Here is a 22,911-nt window from a genome sequence, read left to right as displayed (position 1 = left end):
CAGGCGGCGCGGCCACCTCGACGGCCGGCAACGGCGCGGCAGGGACGGGCGGCGCGGGCGGCGCTTCCACGGCGACGGCGGCAGCCGGCGGCGCGGGTACGGGCGGCGCTGGCGGGTCGGGCGGTGCTGGCGGCGCGATCAGCGTGTCGACGGGCACGTTCGACATGTCGAACGCGATGTCGAGCGTCGGCCAGTCGGCAGCGGGCATCATGATCGCCAACCAGAACAGCGGCGCGGCGTCATTCGTGCAGCAGGCCGTCACCGTGCAGGCGAATCTGACCGTCGGTCACTGAGCCTCGCGTAGCAGTCAGTGGTACGAACGACTGCGGGGCGCGTAACAGCGCTCCGCAGTCGGGATGCCGCCGCCATGCGGATGCGGCGCTCGCGGGTCCCGGCCACCGGACCGGCGGGTCGCGCAACGCGTGGAGAACATCGCTGACATCGAGCGTGACGCAGCGTCCTGTGCGGACGTGCGGCACGCCAAGGAGACTGCCATGCAAGCGCAAAAACGCTTTGCGCAGCTGGTATTGCCCATGGCCGTTGCGCTGCCCGCGTTCGCGGCGCAGAGCGCGATGGCCGCCGACGTTTCGGGCGCGGCGTCGATCGCGCCCGTGGCGAATCCGCCGGCCACCGCTGCGGTCGTGCCTGCCGCCACCGAAGCGGGCGCGCCCGCGGTCACGGCCGCCGCCGTAGCGCCTGCTTCACCGGCAGCCGGTACGACCGGGCAGGACGCGAAGGCCGCGCAGGACAGCAAGGACACGACGTTCGGCGTTGCGATGAGCAGCGACCAGCTCGACGAACATCGTGGCGGCGACGCGCTGATCGGCACCAACAACCTGACCGGTTCGGTCGAAGGCAATCTCGCGAGCCACGTGGCGACCGGATCGAACGTGGTCGACGGCGGATCGTTCGCGAATTCGAGCGGGCTGCCGACGGTGATCCAGAACACCGGCGCCAACGTGCTGATCCAGAACGCGACGGTGCTGAACGTGCGTTTCGGCGATTGACGCGACCGACGCGGAGACCGATGCGATGAAACGACTTGCCATCCGGATCGCGCTCGCGTGCGCGGCGTGCTGTGCCGCGCTGCCGGCGTGCGCCGACCCGATCATGGTCAGCGACCCGTCGGGTGCGGACTACAACCTGCACGTGACGAGCCTGAAGGAGGCGCGCTTCAAGCGGACCATCCGTCAGCAGTATGACTTCAGCTGCGGATCGGCGGCGCTCGCGACGCTCCTGACCTATCAGTACAACTATCCGGTGACCGAGCAGACCGCGTTCGCCGAGATGTACAACAGCGGCGATCAGGCGAAGATCCGCCAGTTCGGTTTCTCGCTGCTCGACATCCGGCGCTTTCTGATCGCGCACGGTTTCCAGGCGGACGGCTACGAAGTGCCGCTCGACAAGCTGATCGAAACCAACACGCCGGCGATCGTGCTGATCACCGAGCATGGTTACCACCACTTCGTCGTGATCAAGGGCGTGCGCAACGGCCGCGTGCTGGTGGGCGACCCGGCGACGGGCACGCGTTCGATGTCGCGCGAGAGCTTCGAGTCGAAGTGGGAGGACCACGTGCTGTTCGTGATCCACAACCGGCATGAGATGGCGACCTTCAACGACGCGCGCGACTGGCACGTCGCACCGTCGGCGCCGCTCTACACCGGCATTCCGCGCGACAGTCTCTTCAACGTGACGGTGCCGAAGCTGGGCCCGGGCGAATTCTGAACGAACGACATTGCGCCAGGAACTGCGATGAGACCAGAACCCCTCAAGCTCGCCGGCATCGTCACCGTGCTGTTCGGCGGCGTGTCGTGCCTGAGCGCGACCGCGATGGGGGCGGAGCTGCTGGCTGTCGCGGCGGGCAGGATCGTCCCGTTTCCGGATGCGTTGCCCGATGCGGCCGGCGACCGCAGCGACGTGTCGAACCTGCCGGTCGCCAGTCATGATGCAACGCGCGATGCGACGGGCGATGCCGCGTGGCACGCAATGGTGCGCGTCGCGAGTTCGGCGCCCGATGCGCTGAATGGCGCGCGCGATGGCGCGCTGTCGGAGGCGAGCGCCGAACAGTATGCGATCAGCGCGCGCGGCGCGTCGGCGCAGGCCGTGCAGCTCAGCGCACAGGCGGGCGTCACGGACGCGCCGGCGGCGCAGACCGATGTGGACGCCGATGCGATGCCGCAGGGCGCGCAGGCCGCGTTGAACGCGCCTGTCGCTTCGGTCGATACGCAGGCGCATCGTGCGGATGATGACGTGGTCGCTGCGCCGAGTGCGGATGCATCGATCGACGTGAATTCGACGGCACGTTCGGACGTGACGGTCGTGACTGTGATGCCTGCGGTGCCTGCGGTGCCCGGGGCAAGCGCGGCATCCATTCGCGCGGATGCGGTGACTGAGCGCGTGGCTGTGGCGGCTGTGGCGGCCGAACCTCAAGCTGGTGACAGCAACGCGGAGACGGCGAACGCTGCCGATGGCTCGGCACCTCCCGCGCTTGACCCGGCAGCGCCGCCCATCGCGAACGATGCAACGATCCCGACGCGTGCTACAGGAACGGTCGAAGCGGCGACGGCCGATGCCGCGGTGGTGCACGAGCACGACCGCGATCCGGCAGCGACGCCCGGCTTCGCGCTCCACGCAGCAGGTGCGGCGAACGAGCCGCAGCCCGTGCCCGCGACGGCAGCCGCACCCGTGATGGTGCAACCGTCACCGGTCGTAGCGACGACAGCCGGGCGGCCCGAACCGCGGCACGAAGCGAAACACGAAGCGCAACACGAAGCGCAACACGAAGCGCAACACGAAGCGCAACACGAAGCGCAACACGAAGCGCAACACGAAGCGCCGCGCACGCAGCGGCTGGACGCGTCGGCGCTCACGCTCAATAGCAGCGTCTCCGTCGACACCGCGCCGCATTCAGCCAAAGACGACAGCGGCGGCTGGAGCGACGAAAAGCTCGCGTTGGTCAGCAACGACAAACTCGACTCGATGCGCGGCGGCTTCGAAACGCCATCGGGACTGATGGTGTCGTTCGGCATCACACGGGAAGCGTTCGTCAACGGCACGATGGTGTCGTCGGCGTCGGTCACTATTCCGGACGTCGCGCATATGACCACGCAGCAGGCGCAGATGCTCGTCGCAGTGAATTCCGCCGGGCTGATCCAGAACGGCGCCGGCAACATCGTGCAGGGCGCGCTGCCGCAACTCGGCGGCACGACGATCCAGAACACGCTCAGCAACCAGCAGATCCAGGCGCTGACGACGATCAACACGACCGTCAACTCGCTCGCGATCTTCCAGGGACTCAACATCGCGAACACGTTGAACAACGCGCTGACGAGCGCGATCCATCCGCGCTAGCGGATGGACTTCGAACACTGCGCAGCACGAACGCGCGATGCCTTCGGCGAAGGCGTCGCGCGCATCACGTTGTGCGGAAGCGAAACGCGCGTAGGGAAAACGCGCGTTCAAACCCTCAGAACGACATCGGCAGGCGCAGCGTGAGCGTGAGGTCCGGCGTATCGCGCGTGAGGCCCGCGCCGATCGAGAAGTTGATCGTCGTCTTCGGCGACAGCCGGTACGAATAGCCGAGCAGCAGCGTGCCGAGAATCAGGCGCGTGGTGCCCGGCACCGTCGCGCCGTTCTGCGTGGTGGTCATCACGATGCTCTGGTCGTAGCCGAGACTCACCGAGGCCTTCTCGTTCAGCGACAGACCCATGCCGATATTGAAGCCGTACACGTCGCCCGGCTGCACCTTGCCGAGCGGCTCCTTCACGCCGTTGAGCAGCGTCAGGCTCTCGTTTGCGCCGAAGCTGTGCAGGTAGCTGAAGTTGCCGAAGAACACGACCGGGTCGGTCGGAAACAGCCACGTCAAACCAGGCTGGATCGCGTAGAAGCCCGAACCGGTCGGCTGCTGCAGCGGCAGACCGGTGCCCGTGGTGTTCGCGATGCAGGTGGTCACGCAATCCGTGACGACGTCGAACGGGCTCTTGCCGGTGGCGGTCTTGAAGCGCAGCCAGCCGACGTAGTACATCTTGTCCGGGCCGCCCTGGTTCAGCTGGTAGCGCATCGTCATTTCGACGTCGCCGATGCCGTTGCCGTTGCTGCTGATCACCGAGTTCTCGGCGGTGCCCGTGAACACCTGGCGCGAGACCGCGTCGTTGGTCTGGTACACGTACGGCACGCGCACTTCGAATTCGAGCCGGTTCGTGAGGCCGTAACGGAACGCGACGCCGCCCGTGAGCGTCGTCGTCCTGACTTCGCTCACGTTGATGAGGCCGATCAGCAGCGCCGGGATGATCGTATAGCCGACGAGCGACAGCTGGTCTTCGGACGAGTACTGGAACTGGAAGTACGGTTCGACGACGAGCGTGCCCTTCGGCGTCAGCACGCCCGGCTGCTCGAAGATCGGTGCGACGGAGGGCGGCCGGGTGTCCGGCACCGGCGCCTCGCCCACCGGCTGCTGCGCGTTCGGCTGGCCGCTGTTCTGTCCACCGTTCTGCGCGCCGTTGTCAGGATTGTTCTGCGCGACCTGGTCCGCCGCGACGGCTTGCGCCGCGGCCGTCGCGCCGCCCGTCGAAACCGTTGCGTTCGAAGGGCCGCCGCTGGTTGACACCGTCGCGCTGCCGACCGGCTGGCCGTTCACGTCGGGGCTGCCGGCGCCGCGCTCGTTCTCCAGCTTGCCGGTCTCGATCTCGCGGCTCAGCCGGTCGAAGTTCGCCTCTTCGTCGGCGAGCTTGCGCTTGAGTGCGTCGAGTTCCTTGATGCGCTGGTCGAGTTCCGCGCGCAACGCCTTGATGTCGGCCTGGGTCGCATTGGCCGCCTGGGTTTCGAGCGACTGCGCGTGAGCCTCGGTGCCGAACAGCAGCAGCGCCGCTGAGCTGATCGCACTGGCACGACGTAACGGCATGCTCCTCATGATGCTGTCTCCACGAATTCTGGCGTCGGACAACCCCGGAAAATTCGACAACAGCGTTCGGTATCCACGGCCTGGAAATGCTTATGTTGACCTAAACATCGGCTCGCGGAACCTTCTCAGCCTAGTGCATCGACCCTTGCGGCGTCATCAGGCGAACCCTGGCGAACTGGCCGCTTGCGTGCGCTTCCGCACATAGCGGCGGGTACGGGTTTTTCGCGTTCGTACGGCGCATGCATGGGGTCCCACCACCGACGTTCTTGTGCGTTCGCACATCGCGCGCGCTGTGTATCGGGCGCATAATCCATGGCGATCCGCCGCGCGTCCTGGTCGCGCCGTCTTATGCCTCGCGGATCACGGAATCCGAGTTTCGAAGCACAGCGATAGCCGCCCGATGTGGAGGACATCATGCAAGCAAAGAACGAAGAAGCCGTCGCACATTTGATTGACGACGTCGTGGGGTTTGCACGGAGCCGGTTGCCCGAGCCGGCCTTCGCGGCCGTCGAGCCTTTTTTGCGGCACTACTACGATTTCGGCGACGCGGACGACATTCAAAGCCGCGGCATCGCGGATCTATACGGCGCCGCGATGGCGCACTGGCAGACGGCCCAGCGTTTCGTGTCCGGCAACGAACGGCTGCGCGTCTACAACCCGATACTCGAGCAGCACGGCTGGCACTCGGATCACACCGTGATCGAGATCGTCAACGACGACATGCCGTTTCTCGTCGATTCGGTTTCGATGGCGGTGAACCGTCTGCATCTCGCGCTGCATTCGGTGCTGCACCCGGTGTTTCGCATCTGGCGCAGCGCCGATGGCGCGATCGAACGCGTGAGTCTCGGCGCGGAGACAGCCGACGCCAGAGGCGCTGCGGACTCGGGCCGTGCACCGCAGGCGGCGGATGCCGGGTCATCGTCATCGCAACTCGCGTCGTTCATCCATTTCGAAGTCGATCGATGCGGCGATGCGGCAAAGCTCGATGCGCTGCGTGACGAAATCGTGAAGGTGCTCGGCGATGTGCGCGCATCGGTGGAAGACTGGCCGAAGATGATCGACACCGCGCGCAGGACGATCGCGGAAATGAAGGCGAGGGAGAGCGGCGCCGATGCGGTGGAGGCGCGCGCGTTCGTCGAGTGGATGGTCGCCGATCACTTCACGTTTCTCGGTCAGCGCGATTACGAACTGGTGAAGCACGGCGACGGCCTCGGGCTGCGCGGCGTGCCCGGCTCCGGCCAGGGCCTGTTGCGCGAAGACCGGCGGCCGGCGGGCGCGAACGACGTCACGCCGTTGCCGCCCGCCGCGGCCACGATCATCGAGGGCGCGTCGCCGATCTTCCTCACCAAGGCGAACACGCGCGCCACCGTGCACCGGCCTGGCTATCTCGACTACGTCGGCGTGAAGCTCGCCGACGCGAACGGCAAGACCGTCGGCGAGCGGCGCTTCATCGGGCTCTATACGTCGACGGCGTACATGGTGTCGAGCGCGGAGATTCCGATCGTGCGGCGCAAGTGCGCGAACATCGTGCGCCGTGCGGGTTTTCTGCCGAAGGGGCATCTCGCGAAATCGCTCGTCACCGTGCTCGAAACCTGGCCGCGCGACGAGCTGTTCCAGGCGAGCGAAGCGGAGCTGTACGATCTCGCGCTCGGCGTGTTGCGGCTGCAGGAACATCAGCGCACGCGGCTGTTCGTGCGGCGCGACCGCTTCGACCGCTTCGTGTCGTGCCTGCTCTTCGTGCCGCGCGACAAGTACAACACCGATCTGCGCCGGCGCGTCGCGGCGCTGCTGATGGATGCGTACAACGGCAACAACGTGGAGTTCACGCCGCTGCTGTCGGAGTCGACGCTCGCGCGGATTCACTTCGTCGTGCATGCGGAACCCGGCGCGATGCGCGAAGTCGATACGCGCGAACTGGAAGCGCGCCTCGTACAGGCCACGCGCCGCTGGCAGGACGATCTTGCAGATGCCTTGCTCGACGCGTACGGCGAAGAGCAGGGCAACCGGCTGCTGCAACGCTATGGCGATTCGTTCCCCGCCGGCTATCGCGACGACTACGCGGCGCGCACTGCGGTACGCGATATCGAGCTGATCGAACGCGTGCAGGGCAGCGAGCGTCTCGCGATGAACCTGTACCGGCCGATCGAAGCGGGGCCGCGCGCGTTCCGCTTCAAGGTATATCGAACCGGCGCGCCGATCGCGCTGTCGCGCAGCCTGCCGATGCTCGAGCATCTCGGCGTACGCGTGGACGAAGAGCGCCCGTATCTGATCGAAGCACCGGACGTGCAGCCCGCGTGGATCCACGACTTCGGCCTCGAACTTGCCGATGATGCCGAGTTCGACATCGAGCGCGTCAAGCATCTGTTCGAGGCGGCGTTCGAGCAGGTCTGGACCGGCGCGATCGAGAACGACGATTTCAACCGCCTCGTGCTGCGCGCGCATCTCGGTGCGCGCGAGGTCACGATTCTGCGCGCGTATGCGAAGTATCTGCGCCAGGTCGGTTCGACCTTCAGCGACGCGTATATCGAGCGCGCGCTGACCGGCAACCCGGCCATCGCCCGGCAACTGGTGGAACTGTTTATCGCGCGTTTCGATCCCGCGCTCGGCGACGCGCGCGAAGCGAAATCCGAGGCGCTCCTGAATGCGATCGGCCAGGCGCTCGACCAGGTGCCGAACCTCGACGAAGACCGCATCCTGCGGCAGTTTCTCGGCGTGATCAGCGCGACCGTGCGGACCAACTACTTCCTGCGCGATGAGCACGATGCACCGAAGCCGTTTCTGTCGTGCAAGTTCGATCCCGCGAAAGTACCCGGCCTGCCGGAACCGAAGCCGATGTTCGAGATCTGGGTGTACTCGCCGCGTGTGGAGGGCGTGCATCTGCGTGGCGGACGCGTTGCGCGCGGCGGTTTGCGCTGGTCCGACCGTCGCGAGGATTTCCGTACGGAAGTGCTCGGGCTGATGAAGGCGCAGATGGTGAAGAACGTCGTGATCGTGCCGGTGGGATCGAAGGGCGGCTTCGTCGTGAAGAATCCGCCGCCGCCGGGAGACCGCGAGCTGTGGATGCGCGAAGGCATCGCGTGTTATCAGACCTTCCTGCGCGGTCTGCTCGATCTGACCGACAACCGTACCGTGGACGCGATCGTGCCGCCCAGGCAGGTGGTGCGGCACGACCCCGACGATCCGTATCTCGTGGTGGCGGCGGACAAGGGCACCGCGACCTTCTCCGATTTCGCGAACGCGATCTCGCAGGAATACGGCTTCTGGCTCGACGATGCGTTTGCATCCGGCGGCTCGGTCGGCTACGACCACAAGAAGATGGGCATCACCGCGCGCGGCGCGTGGGAGTCGGTGAAGCGGCACTTCCGCGAGATGGGCGTCGATACGCAGACCACCGCGTTCAGCGCAGTGGGCGTGGGCGACATGTCGGGCGACGTGTTCGGCAACGGCATGCTGCTGTCCGAGCACATTCGCCTGGTCGCGGCGTTCGATCACCGGCACATCTTCCTCGACCCGAATCCCGATCCGGTCACGAGCTTCGCGGAGCGCAACCGACTGTTTGCACTCGAACGCTCGAGCTGGTCCGACTACGATCCTTCGTTGATCTCGGCGGGCGGCGGCGTGTTTCCGCGCACCGCGAAGGCGATTCCGCTATCCGCGCAGGTGCAGAGCGCGCTCGGCATCAACGCGCCCGCGCTGGCGCCGGCCGATCTGGTGCGCGCGATCCTGCTCGCGCCGGTGGATCTGCTCTACAACGGCGGCATCGGTACGTACGTGAAGGCGACGCGCGAAACGCATGCGCAGGTGGGCGATCGCGCGAACGACGCGGTGCGCGTGAGCGGCGCGGAGCTGCGTTGCAAGGTGGTCGCGGAAGGCGGCAACCTCGGGCTCACGCAGCTGGGCCGCATCGAGTTCGCGCAACGCGGCGGCCGCATCAATACCGATGCGATCGACAACTCCGCGGGTGTCGACTGCTCGGATCACGAGGTGAACATCAAGATCCTGCTCGGTCTCGTGGTGGCCGACGGCGAGATGACGGAGAAGCAGCGCAATGCATTGCTCGCCGAAATGACCGACGAGGTGGGGCTGCTGGTGTTGCGCGACAACTACTACCAGACCCAGGCGCTGTCGATCGCGGGTCGCTACGCGGTCGAGCTGCTCGATGCGGAAGCGCGCATGATGCGCTGGCTCGAACGCCTCGGTCGCCTGAACCGCGTAATCGAATTCCTGCCCAGCGACGACGAAGTCACTGAACGGCAGAGCGCGAAGCTCGGTTTGACGACCCCTGAACGCGCGGTGCTGCTCGCGTACAGCAAGATGTGGCTGTACGACGCGCTGCTCGATTCCGATGTGCCGGAGGATCCGCTCGTCGCGTCGATGCTGGTCGACTATTTCCCGAAACCGTTGCAGCAGCGTTTCGCGGAACCGATGCAGCGGCACCCGCTGCGCCGCGAGATTCTCGCGACACATCTGACCAACGCGCTCGTGAACCGGGTGGGCTGCGAGTTTGTGCACCGGCTGATGGAGGAGACCGACGCGGCGGCGAGCGACATCGTGCGCGCGTGCATCATGGCGCGCGACGTGTTCGGGCTCGACGACGTATGGCGCAGCATCGATGCGCTCGACAACCGCGTGCCCGACGACATCCAGGCGCGCATGTTCGTCGACGTTGCGCGGCTGGTGGAGCGCGCGGCCGCGTGGTTCCTGCGGCAGATGCAGACGGGCACGGTCGAAACCGGCAGCCGCAATGCGCTGCTCGCGCGCTGCCGCGAAGCGGTGGAGCGGCTCGCGCCACAGCTGCCGTCGCTGTTGCCGCCCGATGCGCTCGATACGCTGTCCGAGCGGCAGCGTGTGCTGGTCGATGCGGGCGTGGATAGCGAACTCGCGGTACGGGTGGCGAGCGGCGACATCTCGGCGGCGCTGCTCGATATCGCGGAAGTGGCGACGAGCAGCGAGCGCAGCCTCGAAGTGGTCGCGGGCGTCTACTTCGCGCTCGGCACGCAGCTGAATTACGGCTGGATCGGCGAGCGCGCGAATGCGCTGCCGACTCCGACGCATTGGGACATGCTCGCGCGTGCCGCGGCGCTGGCCGAACTCGCGCGTCTGAAGCGCGCGCTGACGGCGAGCGTGCTCGCGCATTCGCCGTCGGCGGCGAGTGCGGGTGAGGCAGTGGATGCATGGCGCGACACGCACACGGCGCCGCTCGAACGCTACGCGCGGATGCTCGCGGAGCAGCGCGCGACAGGCGGCGCGAGCCTGTCGATGCTGCTCGTGATCGTGCGCGAAATGGCGGCGCTGGAAAGAGCGGGGTAGGCGCGCGTCGCTCCGTCACATCCGCTTCTTCGTTACGCCTTCGCGACGATGACACTGTTGTATGCTTCACTGCAGCGGGCCGGTCAGGCCCGTTGCTTTTTTCAGGAGCGGGTGCGCGGCGTGCTTGGGTGTGTCCGGCATGCCGTGCCCGATGCCCCGCTGTTTGCGACACAGTCCGCACAACCCGCACGACTCTCAAGACGATCCGCCGATGAAAGAAGAATCGCCGAAAGCCATTTTGTACGCGCTCGCCGCGAACCTCGGTATCGCCGCTATCAAATACGCGGCCGCCGCGTTCACCGGCTCGGGCTCGATGTTCGCCGAGGCGATCCACTCCACCGCCGACTGCGGCAACCAGCTGCTGCTGCTGTTCGGCCTGCGCCAAGCGCGTCGGCCCGCCACGCCGCTGCATCCGCTCGGCGCGGGCCGCGTGATCTACTTCTATTCGCTGCTCGTCGCGTTGCTGCTGTTCTTTGTGGGCGGTGCGTTTTCCGTGTACGAAGGCATCCACCGGCTGATCGCGCGCGAGCCGTTGCAGTACGCGTTCGTCGCGCTCGTGGTGCTCGGCGTGTCGGTCGTACTGGAAACGCTGTCGCTGATGGGCGCGATGCGCGAGATCCGCAAGGAGCATCCGGACAAAACCCTGTGGCGCTGGTTTCGCGAGACGCGAGAATCGGAGCTGCTGGTGGTGGCGGGCGAGGACATCGCCGCGCTCGCCGGTCTTTCGATCGCATTCGTCGCGGTGCTCGCGACCATCGTCACCGGCAACCCGGTGTTCGACGCGCTCGGCTCGATCGGCGTCGGTCTGCTGCTGATGGTGATTGCGTGGCTCGTGGCGCGCGAGGTGAAGTCGATGATGACCGGCGAATCGGCGAGCCCCGAGGTGCGCCGCGCGATCGAGGCGCATCTGAACGCGCGCAGCGAGATTCGCAGCATCATCAATCTGATCACGCTGCAATGGGGGCATCATGTGGTCGTCGCGGTGCAGGCCGAGATGATCGACTACGAGAGCGGCCGCGCGATGGTGGATGCGATCAACGTGATCGAAGCCGATCTGCAGGCCACTTTTCCGCAGGTGCGCTGGGTGTTCTTCGAGCCCGACGTGCCGCGTGCATGACTTTCACATTCAAACGAAGGGAATAACAACGATGAAGCTGTTCCGGTTCACCCTGGCCTGTGCCGCCGCGTTGACGCTCGCCGCGTGCGCGCTGCCGTCCGCCAATCATTCGTCCTCGGCTGCGCAGAATGCTGCGGCAGCGGCGCAACCTCGTCAGGTCAAGGTGATGATCGTGTCGATGTTCGGACCCGAGGGCAAGGTCTGGCTCGACCAGCTTGGACCGTGGGAAGACATTCCGGTCGTGGGTCTGTCGGCTGACTATCCGGCCGTGCACTGCAACCAGCAGGACATCTGCGTGATGACGACCGGTATGGGTCACGCGAACGCGGCCGCTTCGATGATGGCGCTGACGCTGTCGCCGCAGTTCGATCTGCGGCACACGTATTTCATGATCGCGGGCATCGCCGGTATCGATCCGTCGCGCGGCACGCTCGGTTCGGCGGCGTGGGCGAAGTATCTGGTCGACTTCGGCATCCAGTGGGAGATCGATGCGCGCGACGCGCCGCGCAGCTGGCATGGCGGCTACCTCGGCATCAACACGAAGAACCCGACGCAGAAGCCGCCGCTCGACTATCGCACCGAGGTGTTCCAGCTGAACCCGAAGCTCGCGGATGCGGCGTTCGCGCTGTCGAAGGATGTCGAGCTGGAAGACAACAGGCAGGCGCGTGCGGCGCGCGCGAAATACCGCTATGCGCCGGCGAACCGGCCGCCGTCGGTGATTCAGTGCGACACGCTCGCGGGCGATACGTGGTGGTCAGGTACCGCGATCGGCAACCGCGCGCGCGAATGGACGAAGATCCTCACGGACGGCAAGGGCGTGTACTGCACGACGCAGCAGGAAGACAACGCGACCTACGAGGCGCTGAAGCGCGCGGCGGCCGCACAGCGTGTCGATCTGGATCGCGTCGCGGTGCTGCGTGCGGGTTCGGACTTCGACCGGCCGCATCCGGGGCAGACCAGTGTCGATAATCTGTTGAACTACACGTCGCAGGGTGGTTTCCCGATCGCGGTGGACAATCTGTTCCGCGCGGGCAATCCGCTCGTGCAGGACATCGTCACGCATTGGGACGATTGGCAGCAGGGTGTGCCGGCTCGCTGAATTTCAATGTACTGAAGTCGTGCTGATGAACCGGGGCCCGACTGAACGCACCGATGAATGATGGCATTTATTCACGCGTTCAGCCGGGCCTCGTTGCGTTCAGTGACGGAACGGAACCCACACGGGTACGTCGTCGTTCCAGTCGTCGAGTTGTGATGGGCTCATGATGTGACTCCTCGATCGATCATCCAGCGTTCAACTTACTGAGCACGGGCGAGACGTTCTTCGCGATGGTTTTCCTGAACCGCGAGACGTTCCGCTTGCGTGCTGCCGATGAGACCCTGGCTCGGGTACGTGGTCTTGTTCAGCGCGGGCAGCGTGCCGTCGCGATACGACGCGTTGAGTTCAGCGCGAACGTCGGCGCGCGACTGCGTGGCCTTGCCGGCCCACGAGTAGTCGTTGTAGCTGCCTGCGTGGCCGATGCCGCCACCGTCAGCGAATGCCGGTGCAGCCACTGCGAACGAAAGAACGAGACCTGCGAAAAGGGTGCGCTTCATGATCCACTCCTGTGTCTATCCGTTTGCGGCACCGACCGTTCGGCGCTGCGACAGGGTGAAATGTAGGCGCGTCGAAGCGCCGGATAAACCGACGATTCGCGAAATGAATTGTTGGAAATTCAAAACAATTTGAGATACGCGCGTGCTGGAAACGCGCGCTGAAGCCCGACTGATGCGGGCTTCGGCTCGTAGGAAGATAGTGCTGGGATAGCGCGCTTCTACGAATGAGAAGCGCAAAAGAAGACGCGCGCTTGGCGCGTCAAACGCTCACGCCACCCACTCGGTGACGATCGGCGTATCGTGAGGCGGCGCGGATTCGCGCTGCTCCGGGGTCTTCAGCGAGCAGGCCTTGTCGAGACTGCCGCGGCCGCTCAGCAGCGGGCAGCGATCGAAAATTTCCGCGATCCAGTCGACGAACACGCGCACCTTCGACGACAGATGCCGGCTGTGCGGATAGACCACGGAAATCGGCATCGGCAGCGGCTTCAGGTCCGGCATCACCTCGACGAGCTGCCCGGTTTGAAGATGCGGCCGCACCATGAAGAGCGGCGGCTGGATCAGCCCGAAGCCTTCCACGCCGCAAGTCACGTACGCGTCCGCATCGTTCACGGACACGCTGCCCTTCATCTTCACCTCGACTTCCTTCCCGTCCACCAGAAACGCCCAGTCGATCACGCGGCCGGTGCGGCTCGAGAAGTAGTTCACCGCGCGATGGCGTTCGAGGTCTTCGAGCGAATGCGGCACGCCGTAGCGTTCCAGATATTCGGGCGCCGCGCATGAAATGCCTTCGAATAACCCTACACGCCGTGCGACCAGCGACGAATCCTGCAATGCGCCGACGCGCACCACGCAGTCGACGCCTTCCTGCAGCAGATCCACCGGCCGGTCGGAGAGGCCCATCTGCAGATCGATATCCGGGTAGCGAGTGTGGAATTCACACAGCGAAGGAATCACGATCAGCCGCCCGATCGCGCCCGGCATGTCGACGCGCAGCTTGCCGTGCGGCTTGCGGTTGCCGCGCTGGAAGCTCGATTCGGTCTCTTCCACTTCCTGCAGGATGCGCACGCAACGCTCGTAGTACGCGGCGCCGTCCGGCGTCAGCGACAGACGGCGCGTGGTCCGGTGCATCAGGCGCGTGCCGAGAAACGCTTCGAGATTCTGGATGATCGTCGTGACCGACGCGCGCGGCATGTCGAGCGTCTCCGCGGCGCGCGTGAAGCTGTTGGTATCGACGACACGAGTGAACACCTGCATGGCCTGAAGACGGTCCATGACTTACCTCCGAAAGGGCCGGCGCGGCTGGGACATGAACGCTGGGACGGCGTTGAGCGCCGGGCCACGCGGCGATTTCATCGCCTGCGATTGTTCAGGGGCACCGAATTGTGTTGCCGGATTATAGGCATTTATTTGCGAGTCTGCCGAACACACAATTCACACCATTCGATATTCAATGCGCTCGTGCGCCATCGACATGGATGCTTTCAAAACGCCGTTCCCGTTCGTGACTGCCGCCGCCGAGCTCGTGCCCGAGCCCGCCGCGCCGGAAATCGAAGTCACGGACGTGCGGATCGACGGCCATGCCCAGGCGATCACGCTGAGGCTTTACCGGCGTGCCGGCGCAAGCGGCCTGCCGGTGCTGTTGTACTTCCACGGCGGCGGTTTCGTGCGCGGCTGCGTCGACGATGCCGACACGCCGTCGCGCTATTTCGCCGAGCATCTGCCGGCGCTCGTGGTTTCGGTCGGCTACTCGCTTGCGCCGCAGTTTCCGTTTCCCGCGGCGCCCGAAGACGCGTATCGCGCGGCGCAGTGGGTGCTGACCGGCGCGCGCGCATTCGGCGGCAACCCGAAGCGGATCGGCGCGGCGGGGCACGACTCGGGCGGCCAGCTCGCGAACTGTCTCGCGTTCATCGCGCGCGATCGCGGTGACGTACGGATCGACGCTCAAGCGTTGCTCGGCCCGATGCTCGACCCGAGCCTGACGCGTCTCGGCGACGAACGGCGGCTCAGCTCCGACATCACCGCGAGCGAATGCGCGGCGTGTTATCGCGCGTATCTGCCGCAGGCTTCGCAGCGTCTGCATCCGTACGCGGCGCCGCTCGAATCGATGCGGCTCGCGGGGTTGCCGAAGACGCTGATCGTGACCGCGCAGAACGACGTGCTGCACGTGGAGGCGGAGAAGTACGCGAGCAATCTCATCGCGGCGGGCGTGCATACGCAGGTGGTGCGCTATCCGAGCGTGTCGCATGCGGGCATCGCGAGTTACCCGGCCGCATTGCAGGAAGTCACCCGGTTCTTTCAATGGCGCTTCGAAGTGCGCGCCAGCCGATAAAGCAATTAACCAGAAACCAGAAAACCCGGAGGTCAGAATGGCACAGCTTTCCCTTTCAAAATCGCGTGTCGCGCTAGCGGCGGCTGCAGTGCTCGTCGTCGCGGGGCTTGCGACGTTCGGCGTGATTCGTGTGGATGCGAGCTCGCCGCCGCAATCCGCGTCGGCGATGTTGCCGGAGGTCGACGTCGCCACGGTGATCGACAAGACCATCACCGAATGGCAGCAGTATTCAGGCCGTCTCGAAGCGATCGACAAGGTCGAGGTGCGTCCGCAGGTGTCGGGCACGATCGTGTCGGTGAACTTCAAGGACGGCGCGCTCGTGAAGAAGGGCGACACGCTGTTCGTGATCGATCCGCGTCCGTACCAGGCCGCCGTCGACCAGGCCGCGGCGCAGGTCGCGGCCGCGCAGGCGCGCACCGGTTACACGCAGAGCGACTGGGAGCGCGCGCAGCGGTTGCTCGCGGACAACGCGATCGCGAAGCGCGACTACGACCAGAAGCAGAATGACGCCCGCGAAGCGAGCGCGAACCTGAAGGCCGCGCAAGCCGCGCTCGAAGCCGCGCAGATCAACCTCGGCTACACGCGCATCACGGCGCCGGTATCGGGCCGCGTGTCGCGCGCCGAGATCACGGTGGGCAACGTCGTGTCGGCGGGCGCGAGCTCGGCGCCGCTGACATCGCTCGTGTCGGTGTCGCCGATCTACGCATCGTTCGACGCGGACGAGCAGACCTATCTGCGCTACATCCATCAGGCGAACCAGGGCGGCGCGGTACCGGTCGATCTCGGCCTCGCGGATGAAATGGGCTACTCGCGTCACGGCACGATCGAATCGGTCGATAACCAGCTCGATACGTCGTCGGGCACGATCCGCGTGCGCGCACGTTTCGACAACGCGGACGGCACGCTCGTGCCGGGTCTGTATGCGCGTATCAAGGTGGGCGGCAGCAAGCCGCACGCGGCGCTGCTGATCAACGAAGCCGCGATCGGCACCGATCAGGACAAGAAGTTCGTGCTGGTCGTCGATCAGAACGGGCACGTCGCGTACCGCGAAGTGCAGCTCGGCAGCCAGCAGGGCAACCTGCGCGTGATCACGTCGGGCCTCAAGGAAGGCGAGCGGATCGTCGTGAACGGCACGCAGCGCGTGCGTCCGGGCGGCGAAGTGCGCGTGCACATGGTGCAGATGGACGGCAACGACAGCGACGACGATCAGGCGGCCGCGCAACCCGCCTCGCAACCGTCAGCACAACCTGCGGCACAGGCTTCGGCTAAACCCGCGCAGAAAGCACCGCAGAAAGACGCACAAAACGCGACGCATGGCAACGCGAAGAACTCGTGATCCGGGTTCGTCGTTTCCTGCCTCTGCGTAGACACTTTTTGAGCTTCTCATGAACATATCCAAATTCTTCATCGACCGGCCGATCTTCGCGGGCGTGCTATCGGTGCTGATCCTGCTGGCCGGCGTGATCTCGCTGTTCCAGCTGCCGATCTCCGAGTACCCCGAAGTCGTGCCGCCATCGGTCGTCGTGCACGCGCAGTATCCGGGCGCGAACCCGAAAGTGATCGCCGAAACGGTTGCGTCGCCGCTCGAAGAGCAGATCAACGGCGTCGAAAACATGCTGTACATGCAGTCGCAGGCGAACAGCGACGGCAACCTGACGCTGACGGTCACGTTCCGTCTCGGCACGAACCCGGACCTCGCGACGCAGCTCGTGCAGAACCGCGTGAACCAGGCGCTGCCGCGTCTGCCGGAAGACGTGCAGCGGCTCGGCGTGACGACGATCAAGAGCTCGCCGACGCTGACGATGGTCGTGCACCTGATCTCGCCGAACAACCAGTACGACATGACGTACCTGCGCAACTACGCGCTGCTCAACGTGAAGGACCGCCTCGCGCGGATCCAGGGCGTGGGCGAAGTGCAGCTGTGGGGTTCGGGCGACTACGCGATGCGCGTGTGGCTCGATCCGCAGAAGGTCGCGCAGCGCGGTCTCACCGCAACCGATGTCGTGAACGCGATCCGCGAGCAGAACGTGCAGGTCGCGGCGGGTGTGATCGGCGCATCGCCGTCGGTGCCGGGCACGCCGCTGCAGTTGTCGGTGAATGCGCGCGGGCGTCTGAACACCGTGCAGGAGTTCGGCAACATCATCCTGAAGACCGCACCCGATGGCGCTGTCACGTATCTGCGCGACGTCGCGCGGGTTGAGCTCGCCGCGTCGGAATACGGTCTGCGTTCGCTGCTCGACAACAAGCCGGCGGTCGCGCTCGCGATCAACCAGGCGCCGGGCGCGAACTCGCTCGCGATCTCGTCGCAGGTGCGCGACGCGATGAAGGAGCTGAAGCAGGACATGCCCGATGGCGTGGACTACAAGATCGTCTACGACCCGACTCAATTCGTACGCTCCAGTATCGAGGCGGTGGTGCATACGCTGCTCGAAGCGATCGCGCTCGTGGTGGTGGTCGTGATCGTGTTCCTGCAGACGTGGCGCGCGTCAATCATTCCGCTGATCGCGGTGCCGGTGTCGATCATCGGTACGTTCTCGCTGCTGCTCGGCTTCGGCTTCTCGATCAATGCGCTGTCGCTGTTCGGGATGGTGCTCGCGATCGGGATCGTGGTGGACGATGCGATCGTGGTGGTCGAGAACGTCGAGCGGAACATCGAGCGCGGGCTCTCCGCGCGCGAGGCCACTTACAAGGCGATGCAGGAAGTGAGCGGGCCGATCATCGCGATCGCGCTGACGCTGGTCGCCGTGTTCGTGCCGCTCGCATTCATGAGCGGTCTGACGGGCCAGTTCTACAAACAGTTCGCGATGACCATCGCGATCTCGACGGTGATCTCGGCGTTCAACTCGCTGACGTTGTCGCCGGCGCTGTCCGCACTGCTGCTGCGCGGTCACGACGAGAAACCCGACTGGCTGACGCGCGCGATGAACGCGGTGTTCGGCGGCTTCTTCCGCCGCTTCAACAAGGTGTTCCATCGCGGCTCGGAGAACTACAGCCGTGGCGTGAAGGGCGTGCTGAGGCGCAAGGGCGCGATGCTCGCGGTCTATGCGGTGCTGCTTGCCGCGACGCTCGGCGTTGCGCACATCGTGCCGGGCGGCTTCGTGCCGGCGCAGGACAAGGAGTATCTGATCGCGTTCGCGCAGTTGCCGAACGGCGCATCGCTCGACCGCACCGAGAACGTGATTCGCGACATGAGCGCGATCGCGCTGAAGCAGCCGGGTGTGGAAAGCGCGGTGGCGTTCCCGGGTCTGTCGGTGAATGGCTTCACGAACAGTTCGAGCGCGGGCATCGTGTTCGTCACGCTGAAGCCGTTCAAGGATCGCGGCAGCAAGGCGCTGTCCGCCGGTGCGATCGCGGGCGCGCTGAACCAGCAGTACGCGCAGATCAAGGACTCGTTCGTCGCGGTGTTCCCGCCGCCGCCGGTGCTGGGCCTCGGTACGCTCGGCGGCTTCAAGATGCAGCTGGAGGACCACGGCGCGGTGGGTTACGCGGCGCTCAACAAGGCCACCCAGGACTTCATCAAGAAGGCTTCGCAGACGCCTGAACTCGGGCCGACGTTCTCGAGCTACCAGATCAACGTGCCGCAGCTGAACGTGGATCTGGACCGCACGAAAGCGAAGCAGCTCGGCGTGCCGGTGACGGACGTGTTCGACACGATGCAGATCTATCTCGGCTCGCTGTACGTGAACGACTTCAACAAGTTCGGCCGCGTGTATCAGGTGCGGGTGCAGGCGGATGCGCCGTTCCGCAAGAACGCGGACGACATCGGTCTGCTGAAGACGCGCAACGCCGCGGGCGACATGGTGCCGCTGTCGTCGCTCGTCACGGTGACGCCGACGTATGGGCCGGAGATGGTGGTGCGCTACAACGGCTACACCGCAGCCGACATCAACGGCGGTCCGGCACCGGGCTTCTCGTCGGGCCAGGCGCAGGCGGCGGCCGAACGGATCGCAGCGCAGACCTTGCCGCGCGGCGTGAAGTTCGAATGGACCGATCTGACCTACCAGCAGATTCTTGCCGGCAACGCGGGCCTGTGGGTGTTCCCGATCAGCGTGCTGCTCGTGTTCCTCGTGCTCGCCGCGCTGTACGAGAGCATGACGCTGCCGCTCGCGGTGATCCTGATCGTGCCGATGAGCGTGCTGTCCGCGCTGACCGGCGTGTGGCTCACGCACGGCGACAACAACATCTTCACGCAGATCGGCCTGATGGTGCTGGTGGGCCTCGCATCGAAGAACGCGATCCTGATCGTCGAGTTCGCGCGCGAGCTGGAGCATGACGGGCATTCGCCGCTGTCGGCGGCGATCGAGGCGAGCCGCATGCGGCTGCGTCCGATCCTGATGACCTCGATCGCTTTCATCATGGGCGTGGTGCCGCTGGTGCTGTCGTCGGGTGCGGGTTCGGAGATGCGTCACGCGATGGGCGTCGCGGTGTTCTTCGGCATGCTGGGCGTGACGCTGTTCGGCCTGATGCTGACGCCGGTGTTCTACGTGGTGCTGCGCACGCTCGCGGGCGGCAAGATCCACGTCGCGCAGAAAGACTCGCCGCGAATTGCCGTTCCGGCGGCCGAATAAGGAGAACCAGAAAAATGGAACGGAATGTATTTTTCGGCGGCCTGGGTCCGCTAGGTCGATTAAGCCGGGCGGCAGGCAGCGCGTTGCTGCTGGCGCTGCTCGCGGCGTGCTCGGTCGAGCCGCCGTACCACCGGCCCGATGTCGCGGCGCCGGCGGCCTTCAAGGAAGCGCCTGCGCTGCCGGCGAGCGAAGCCGGCACGTGGAAGCCCGCACAACCGGCTGACGACGCGCATCGCGGCGAATGGTGGACCGTGTTCGGCGATACCACGCTGGACTCGCTCGAACAGCAGGCCGCCGATGCGAACCAGAACCTGAAGGCTGCGGCGGCGCGCGTGCAGGAAGCGCGGGCGGTGACCCGCGCAGCGCGTTCGCAGTGGTTCCCGTCGATCGACGCGGGCTTCAGCCCGACGCGCGAACGGCTGGCGCCGGTGACGCTCGAAGAGCCGCAGAACGCGAACGTGCCGACGCAGACGGTGTGGACCGCGCAGGCCACGGTGTCGTACGAGGCGGATCTGTTCGGCCGGGTCAGCTCGAACGTGAACGCGGCCACCGCGGACGCGCAGCAGAGCGAGGCGCTGTTCCGCTCGGTGCAGCTCGCGCTGCAAGCCGACGTCGCGCAGAACTACTTCCAGCTGCGCGAGCTCGATACCGAAGTGCAGCTGTACCGCAAGACCGTGTCGCTGCGCGAGGACACGCTGAAGCTCGTCGAGCGCCGCTTCAAGGAAGGCGACATCAGCGAGCTGGACGTGGCGCAGGCGCGCAACGAGCTGTCGACGGCGCGCGCGGATGCGGTTGGCGTTGCGCGGACCCGTGCGGCGTCCGAGCATGGACTCGCGATCCTGCTCGGCAAGGCGCCGGCGAACTTCACGTTCCCGGAAACGCCGCTCGATCCGGTGACGGTTCGGATTCCTGCAGGTTTGCCTTCGGCGCTGCTCGAACGCCGTCCCGACATCGCGGCGGCCGAGCGGGCGATGGCCGCGGCCAACGCACGCGTCGGGCTCGCGAAGTCGGCGTTCTTCCCGAAGCTCGATATCACGGGCGCGGCAGGCTTCGAATCGGCGACGCTCGGCGATCTCTTCATGTGGTCGAGCCGCACGTTCCTGCTCGGGCCGCTGTCGGGCACCGCGCTGACGCTGCCGATTTTCGACGGCGGCCGTCGCAAGGCCGATCTCGCGCAGGCGCGCGGCAAGTACGACGAAGACGTCGCGCAGTATCGGCAGCAGGTGCTCGTCGCGTTCCGCGAGGTAGAGGACAACCTGTCGGACCTGCGGCTGCTCGACGATCAGATGCACTCGCAGAGCGACGCGGTGAATGCGTCGGAACGCGCGTCGCATCTGTCCGACGTGCAGTATCAGGAAGGTCAGGTGAGCTATCTGAACGTGATCGATGCGCAGCGCTCGGTGCTCGACTCGGAGCTGCAGGCGAGCCGGTTGCAGGGCGTGCAGGCGGTGTCGACCGTCAATCTGATCCGCGCGCTCGGCGGCGGCTGGGGCGATGTCCAGGTGGGCGATGCGAAGACGCAGGATGCGGCGAAGGTGTCGTCCGCGGCGCCGGCTTCTGCTTCCGCGGTTGCAGCCGCTACGGTCGCAGCAGTGGAGCAGAAGGGTACGACGAATCGCTGATATCGCTGACGTTGTGCGCAGCGGTTCGCTTACCGCTGACGAAACGGCATGCGCGAGTCACCTCGCGCATGCCGTTTTTCATTGGCGCGCAACCCCTCGTGCTCTTCGCGAACCTATATCGCGTCTGACGATTTCCTTTGAAAAAACGCTTGGTAGACCGTCGAAACCCGCGTCACTATCATCGTCTGTTTCTCAGTGGCGGTGGACCTTGCGGAGGCACCATGAACGATCCACGCGAAGCGACGAAGCTCGATGCGTCTTTCCAGTCGGTGCTGGATGCGCTGGTCGAACGGCTGCGCGCGAGCGCCGCAACGCGCGATCGTGCCGGCGGACATGCGTCGGAAGAAAAACAGTGGATCGCCGATACGGGGCTGCTGACGCTCGCGGTGCCCGCAGCCTTTGGCGGCGAAGACGAACGCTGGCCGCGCATCTACGCGACGATCCGCGCGATCGCGCGGGTCGATAGCGCGCTTGCGCACCTGCTCGGCTTCCAGTTTCTGCAGACCGTGAGCGTCGACGTGTGGGGCAATGCGGCGCAGCGCGAACGCTATCTGCGTGGCACGGTTGCGCATCGCTGGTGGTGGGGCAACGCGGTGAATCCGCTCGACACGCGTCTCGTCGCCACCGCGACGGGCGACGGCGGTTATCGGCTCGACGGCGTAAAGGGCTTCTGTTCGGGCACGCGTGGCTCCGCGATGATGACCGTGTCCGGGCACGACGCCGCGAGCGGCCAGCCGGTCTTCGGCGTCGTGCCGACGGACCGCGCTGGCATCACCGTCAACGAGGACTGGGACCCGATCGGGCAGCGCCAGACCGACAGCGGCAGCGTGTCGTTCGCAGAGGTTCGGCTCGAACCCGACGAGGTGCTCGTGAGGCCGGACACGCCGCACGCGTCGTTGCGTACGCTGATCTCGCAGCTCGTGCTGACCAACCTGTTCGCGGGCATTGCCGAAGGCGCGATCGACGAAGCGCGCCGCCACGTGCTCGCGTCAGGCCGGCCGTGGATCGCATCCGGCGTGGCGAAAGCCGCCGACGACCCGTATCTGATCCAGCGCTTCGGCGAGATGCGCGTGCACGCGGTGAGCGCGGCAGCACTGACGGACCGCGCCGCCGAGGCGCTCGAAAGCGCGTGGCGCAACGGCGATGCGCTCGATGCGAACGGTCGCGCGGAGGTCGCGCTCGCGGTATCGGAGGCGAAGATCGTCGCGCACCGCGCGGCGCTTTATGCCGGCGAAAACCTGTTCGACGCGTGCGGCGCGCGTGCCACGGGCCAGGCCGCCGCGCTCGACCGCTTCTGGCGCAACGCGCGCGTCCACACGCTGCACGACCCCGTCGACTATCGCGTGCGCGACGTCGGCCGCTATGCGCTCTCGGGCATTCTGCCGGAGGTTTCTTTGTACACTTGAGTCCGCCGGCGGCGTGCCGGCGCCGCCCTCGGCCGGTGAAGCCCGGGCGCTATTCATGATTTC

The 22,911-nt window shown here is 66.0% G+C and carries 14 protein-coding genes and 1 pseudogene; 12 read left to right on the top strand and 3 right to left on the bottom strand.

What is annotated here, in order from left to right; all coding sequences use genetic code 11:
- The 4 genes and pseudogenes from DVS29_RS10340 to DVS29_RS10325 all read left to right on the top strand — a co-directional run.
- Positions 1–293: pseudogene (locus DVS29_RS10340) on the top strand (hypothetical protein); the annotation flags it as partial.
- Positions 294–494: 201 nt separating this feature from the next.
- A complete protein-coding gene (locus DVS29_RS10335; protein WP_118180351.1) occupies positions 495–1,007 on the top strand; it encodes a hypothetical protein in 513 nt (170 codons plus the stop codon).
- Between the two features lie 25 nt (positions 1,008–1,032).
- A complete protein-coding gene (locus DVS29_RS10330; protein WP_118180350.1) occupies positions 1,033–1,725 on the top strand; it encodes a C39 family peptidase in 693 nt (230 codons plus the stop codon).
- Between the two features lie 27 nt (positions 1,726–1,752).
- On the top strand, positions 1,753–3,351 hold the full coding sequence (locus tag DVS29_RS10325; RefSeq protein WP_118180349.1) for a hypothetical protein: 1,599 nt from the start codon (positions 1,753–1,755) through the stop codon (positions 3,349–3,351).
- A 115-nt stretch (positions 3,352–3,466) separates the two neighbouring features.
- On the opposite strand, the gene DVS29_RS10320 is transcribed toward DVS29_RS10325, so the two are convergent.
- Entirely contained in the window at positions 3,467–4,909 is a 1,443-nt protein-coding gene (locus tag DVS29_RS10320; RefSeq protein WP_118180348.1) for a coiled-coil domain-containing protein, read from the bottom strand.
- A gap of 405 nt (positions 4,910–5,314) precedes the next feature.
- On the opposite strand from DVS29_RS10320, the gene DVS29_RS10315 reads away from it, so the two are divergent.
- From DVS29_RS10315 to DVS29_RS10305, 3 genes are all read left to right on the top strand, one after another.
- Positions 5,315–10,210, top strand: a complete 4,896-nt coding sequence (locus DVS29_RS10315) for an NAD-glutamate dehydrogenase (protein ID WP_118180370.1) — start codon at positions 5,315–5,317, stop codon at positions 10,208–10,210.
- 211 nt (positions 10,211–10,421) lie between these two features.
- Entirely contained in the window at positions 10,422–11,327 is a 906-nt protein-coding gene (locus DVS29_RS10310; protein WP_118180347.1) for a cation diffusion facilitator family transporter, read from the top strand.
- 31 nt (positions 11,328–11,358) lie between these two features.
- Positions 11,359–12,426, top strand: coding sequence for a purine-nucleoside phosphorylase (locus DVS29_RS10305; RefSeq protein WP_118180346.1), 1,068 nt, complete (start codon positions 11,359–11,361; stop codon positions 12,424–12,426).
- 200 nt (positions 12,427–12,626) lie between these two features.
- Here the strand turns inward: DVS29_RS10305 and DVS29_RS10300 are convergent, their stop codons facing one another.
- Together DVS29_RS10300 and DVS29_RS10295 are read right to left on the bottom strand one after the other, a co-directional pair.
- Positions 12,627–12,923 (bottom strand): DUF4148 domain-containing protein, encoded by a 297-nt coding sequence (locus tag DVS29_RS10300; protein ID WP_118180345.1) that lies wholly within the window; start codon positions 12,921–12,923, stop codon positions 12,627–12,629.
- Between the two features lie 267 nt (positions 12,924–13,190).
- Positions 13,191–14,195, bottom strand: a complete 1,005-nt coding sequence (locus DVS29_RS10295) for a LysR family transcriptional regulator (protein ID WP_118180344.1) — start codon at positions 14,193–14,195, stop codon at positions 13,191–13,193.
- A 199-nt stretch (positions 14,196–14,394) separates the two neighbouring features.
- Here DVS29_RS10295 and DVS29_RS10290 point away from each other — a divergent pair, with 199 nt between their 5' ends.
- From DVS29_RS10290 to DVS29_RS10270, 5 genes are all read left to right on the top strand, one after another.
- Positions 14,395–15,252: an alpha/beta hydrolase gene (locus DVS29_RS10290; RefSeq protein ID WP_118180369.1), complete on the top strand. Its 858-nt coding sequence runs from the start codon at positions 14,395–14,397 to the stop codon at positions 15,250–15,252.
- A 37-nt stretch (positions 15,253–15,289) separates the two neighbouring features.
- Positions 15,290–16,588, top strand: coding sequence for an efflux RND transporter periplasmic adaptor subunit (locus DVS29_RS10285; protein WP_118180343.1), 1,299 nt, complete (start codon positions 15,290–15,292; stop codon positions 16,586–16,588).
- 49 nt (positions 16,589–16,637) lie between these two features.
- Complete coding sequence (locus tag DVS29_RS10280) at positions 16,638–19,820, top strand: efflux RND transporter permease subunit (RefSeq protein ID WP_118180342.1); 3,183 nt, start codon at positions 16,638–16,640, stop codon at positions 19,818–19,820.
- 14 nt (positions 19,821–19,834) lie between these two features.
- On the top strand, positions 19,835–21,442 hold the full coding sequence (locus DVS29_RS10275; RefSeq protein WP_118180341.1) for an efflux transporter outer membrane subunit: 1,608 nt from the start codon (positions 19,835–19,837) through the stop codon (positions 21,440–21,442).
- 221 nt (positions 21,443–21,663) lie between these two features.
- Entirely contained in the window at positions 21,664–22,848 is a 1,185-nt protein-coding gene (locus DVS29_RS10270; RefSeq protein ID WP_118180340.1) for an acyl-CoA dehydrogenase family protein, read from the top strand.
- Positions 22,849–22,911 lie beyond the last annotated feature (63 nt).

This window comes from Paraburkholderia phosphatilytica (assembly GCF_003443895.1).
GTDB classification, from domain to species: Bacteria; Pseudomonadota; Gammaproteobacteria; order Burkholderiales; family Burkholderiaceae; genus Paraburkholderia; species Paraburkholderia phosphatilytica.
Note: the sequence above shows the minus strand (reverse complement) of the source record. Positions and strands in the feature narration are given on the sequence as shown.

What these genes read in the sequence shown, in the direction of transcription:
- DVS29_RS10335 (WP_118180351.1), top strand. Translation starts at nt 495, where the DNA reads ATGCAAGCGCAAAAACGCTTTGCGCAGCTGGTATTGCCCATGGCCGTT.
- DVS29_RS10330 (WP_118180350.1), top strand. Translation starts at nt 1,033, where the DNA reads ATGAAACGACTTGCCATCCGGATCGCGCTCGCGTGCGCGGCGTGCTGT.
- DVS29_RS10325 (WP_118180349.1), top strand. Translation starts at nt 1,753, where the DNA reads ATGAGACCAGAACCCCTCAAGCTCGCCGGCATCGTCACCGTGCTGTTC.
- DVS29_RS10320 (WP_118180348.1), bottom strand. Translation starts at nt 4,909, where the DNA reads ATGAGGAGCATGCCGTTACGTCGTGCCAGTGCGATCAGCTCAGCGGCG.
- DVS29_RS10315 (WP_118180370.1), top strand. Translation starts at nt 5,315, where the DNA reads ATGCAAGCAAAGAACGAAGAAGCCGTCGCACATTTGATTGACGACGTC.
- DVS29_RS10310 (WP_118180347.1), top strand. Translation starts at nt 10,422, where the DNA reads ATGAAAGAAGAATCGCCGAAAGCCATTTTGTACGCGCTCGCCGCGAAC.
- DVS29_RS10305 (WP_118180346.1), top strand. Translation starts at nt 11,359, where the DNA reads ATGAAGCTGTTCCGGTTCACCCTGGCCTGTGCCGCCGCGTTGACGCTC.
- DVS29_RS10300 (WP_118180345.1), bottom strand. Translation starts at nt 12,923, where the DNA reads ATGAAGCGCACCCTTTTCGCAGGTCTCGTTCTTTCGTTCGCAGTGGCT.
- DVS29_RS10295 (WP_118180344.1), bottom strand. Translation starts at nt 14,195, where the DNA reads ATGGACCGTCTTCAGGCCATGCAGGTGTTCACTCGTGTCGTCGATACC.
- DVS29_RS10290 (WP_118180369.1), top strand. Translation starts at nt 14,395, where the DNA reads ATGGATGCTTTCAAAACGCCGTTCCCGTTCGTGACTGCCGCCGCCGAG.
- DVS29_RS10285 (WP_118180343.1), top strand. Translation starts at nt 15,290, where the DNA reads ATGGCACAGCTTTCCCTTTCAAAATCGCGTGTCGCGCTAGCGGCGGCT.
- DVS29_RS10280 (WP_118180342.1), top strand. Translation starts at nt 16,638, where the DNA reads ATGAACATATCCAAATTCTTCATCGACCGGCCGATCTTCGCGGGCGTG.
- DVS29_RS10275 (WP_118180341.1), top strand. Translation starts at nt 19,835, where the DNA reads ATGGAACGGAATGTATTTTTCGGCGGCCTGGGTCCGCTAGGTCGATTA.
- DVS29_RS10270 (WP_118180340.1), top strand. Translation starts at nt 21,664, where the DNA reads ATGAACGATCCACGCGAAGCGACGAAGCTCGATGCGTCTTTCCAGTCG.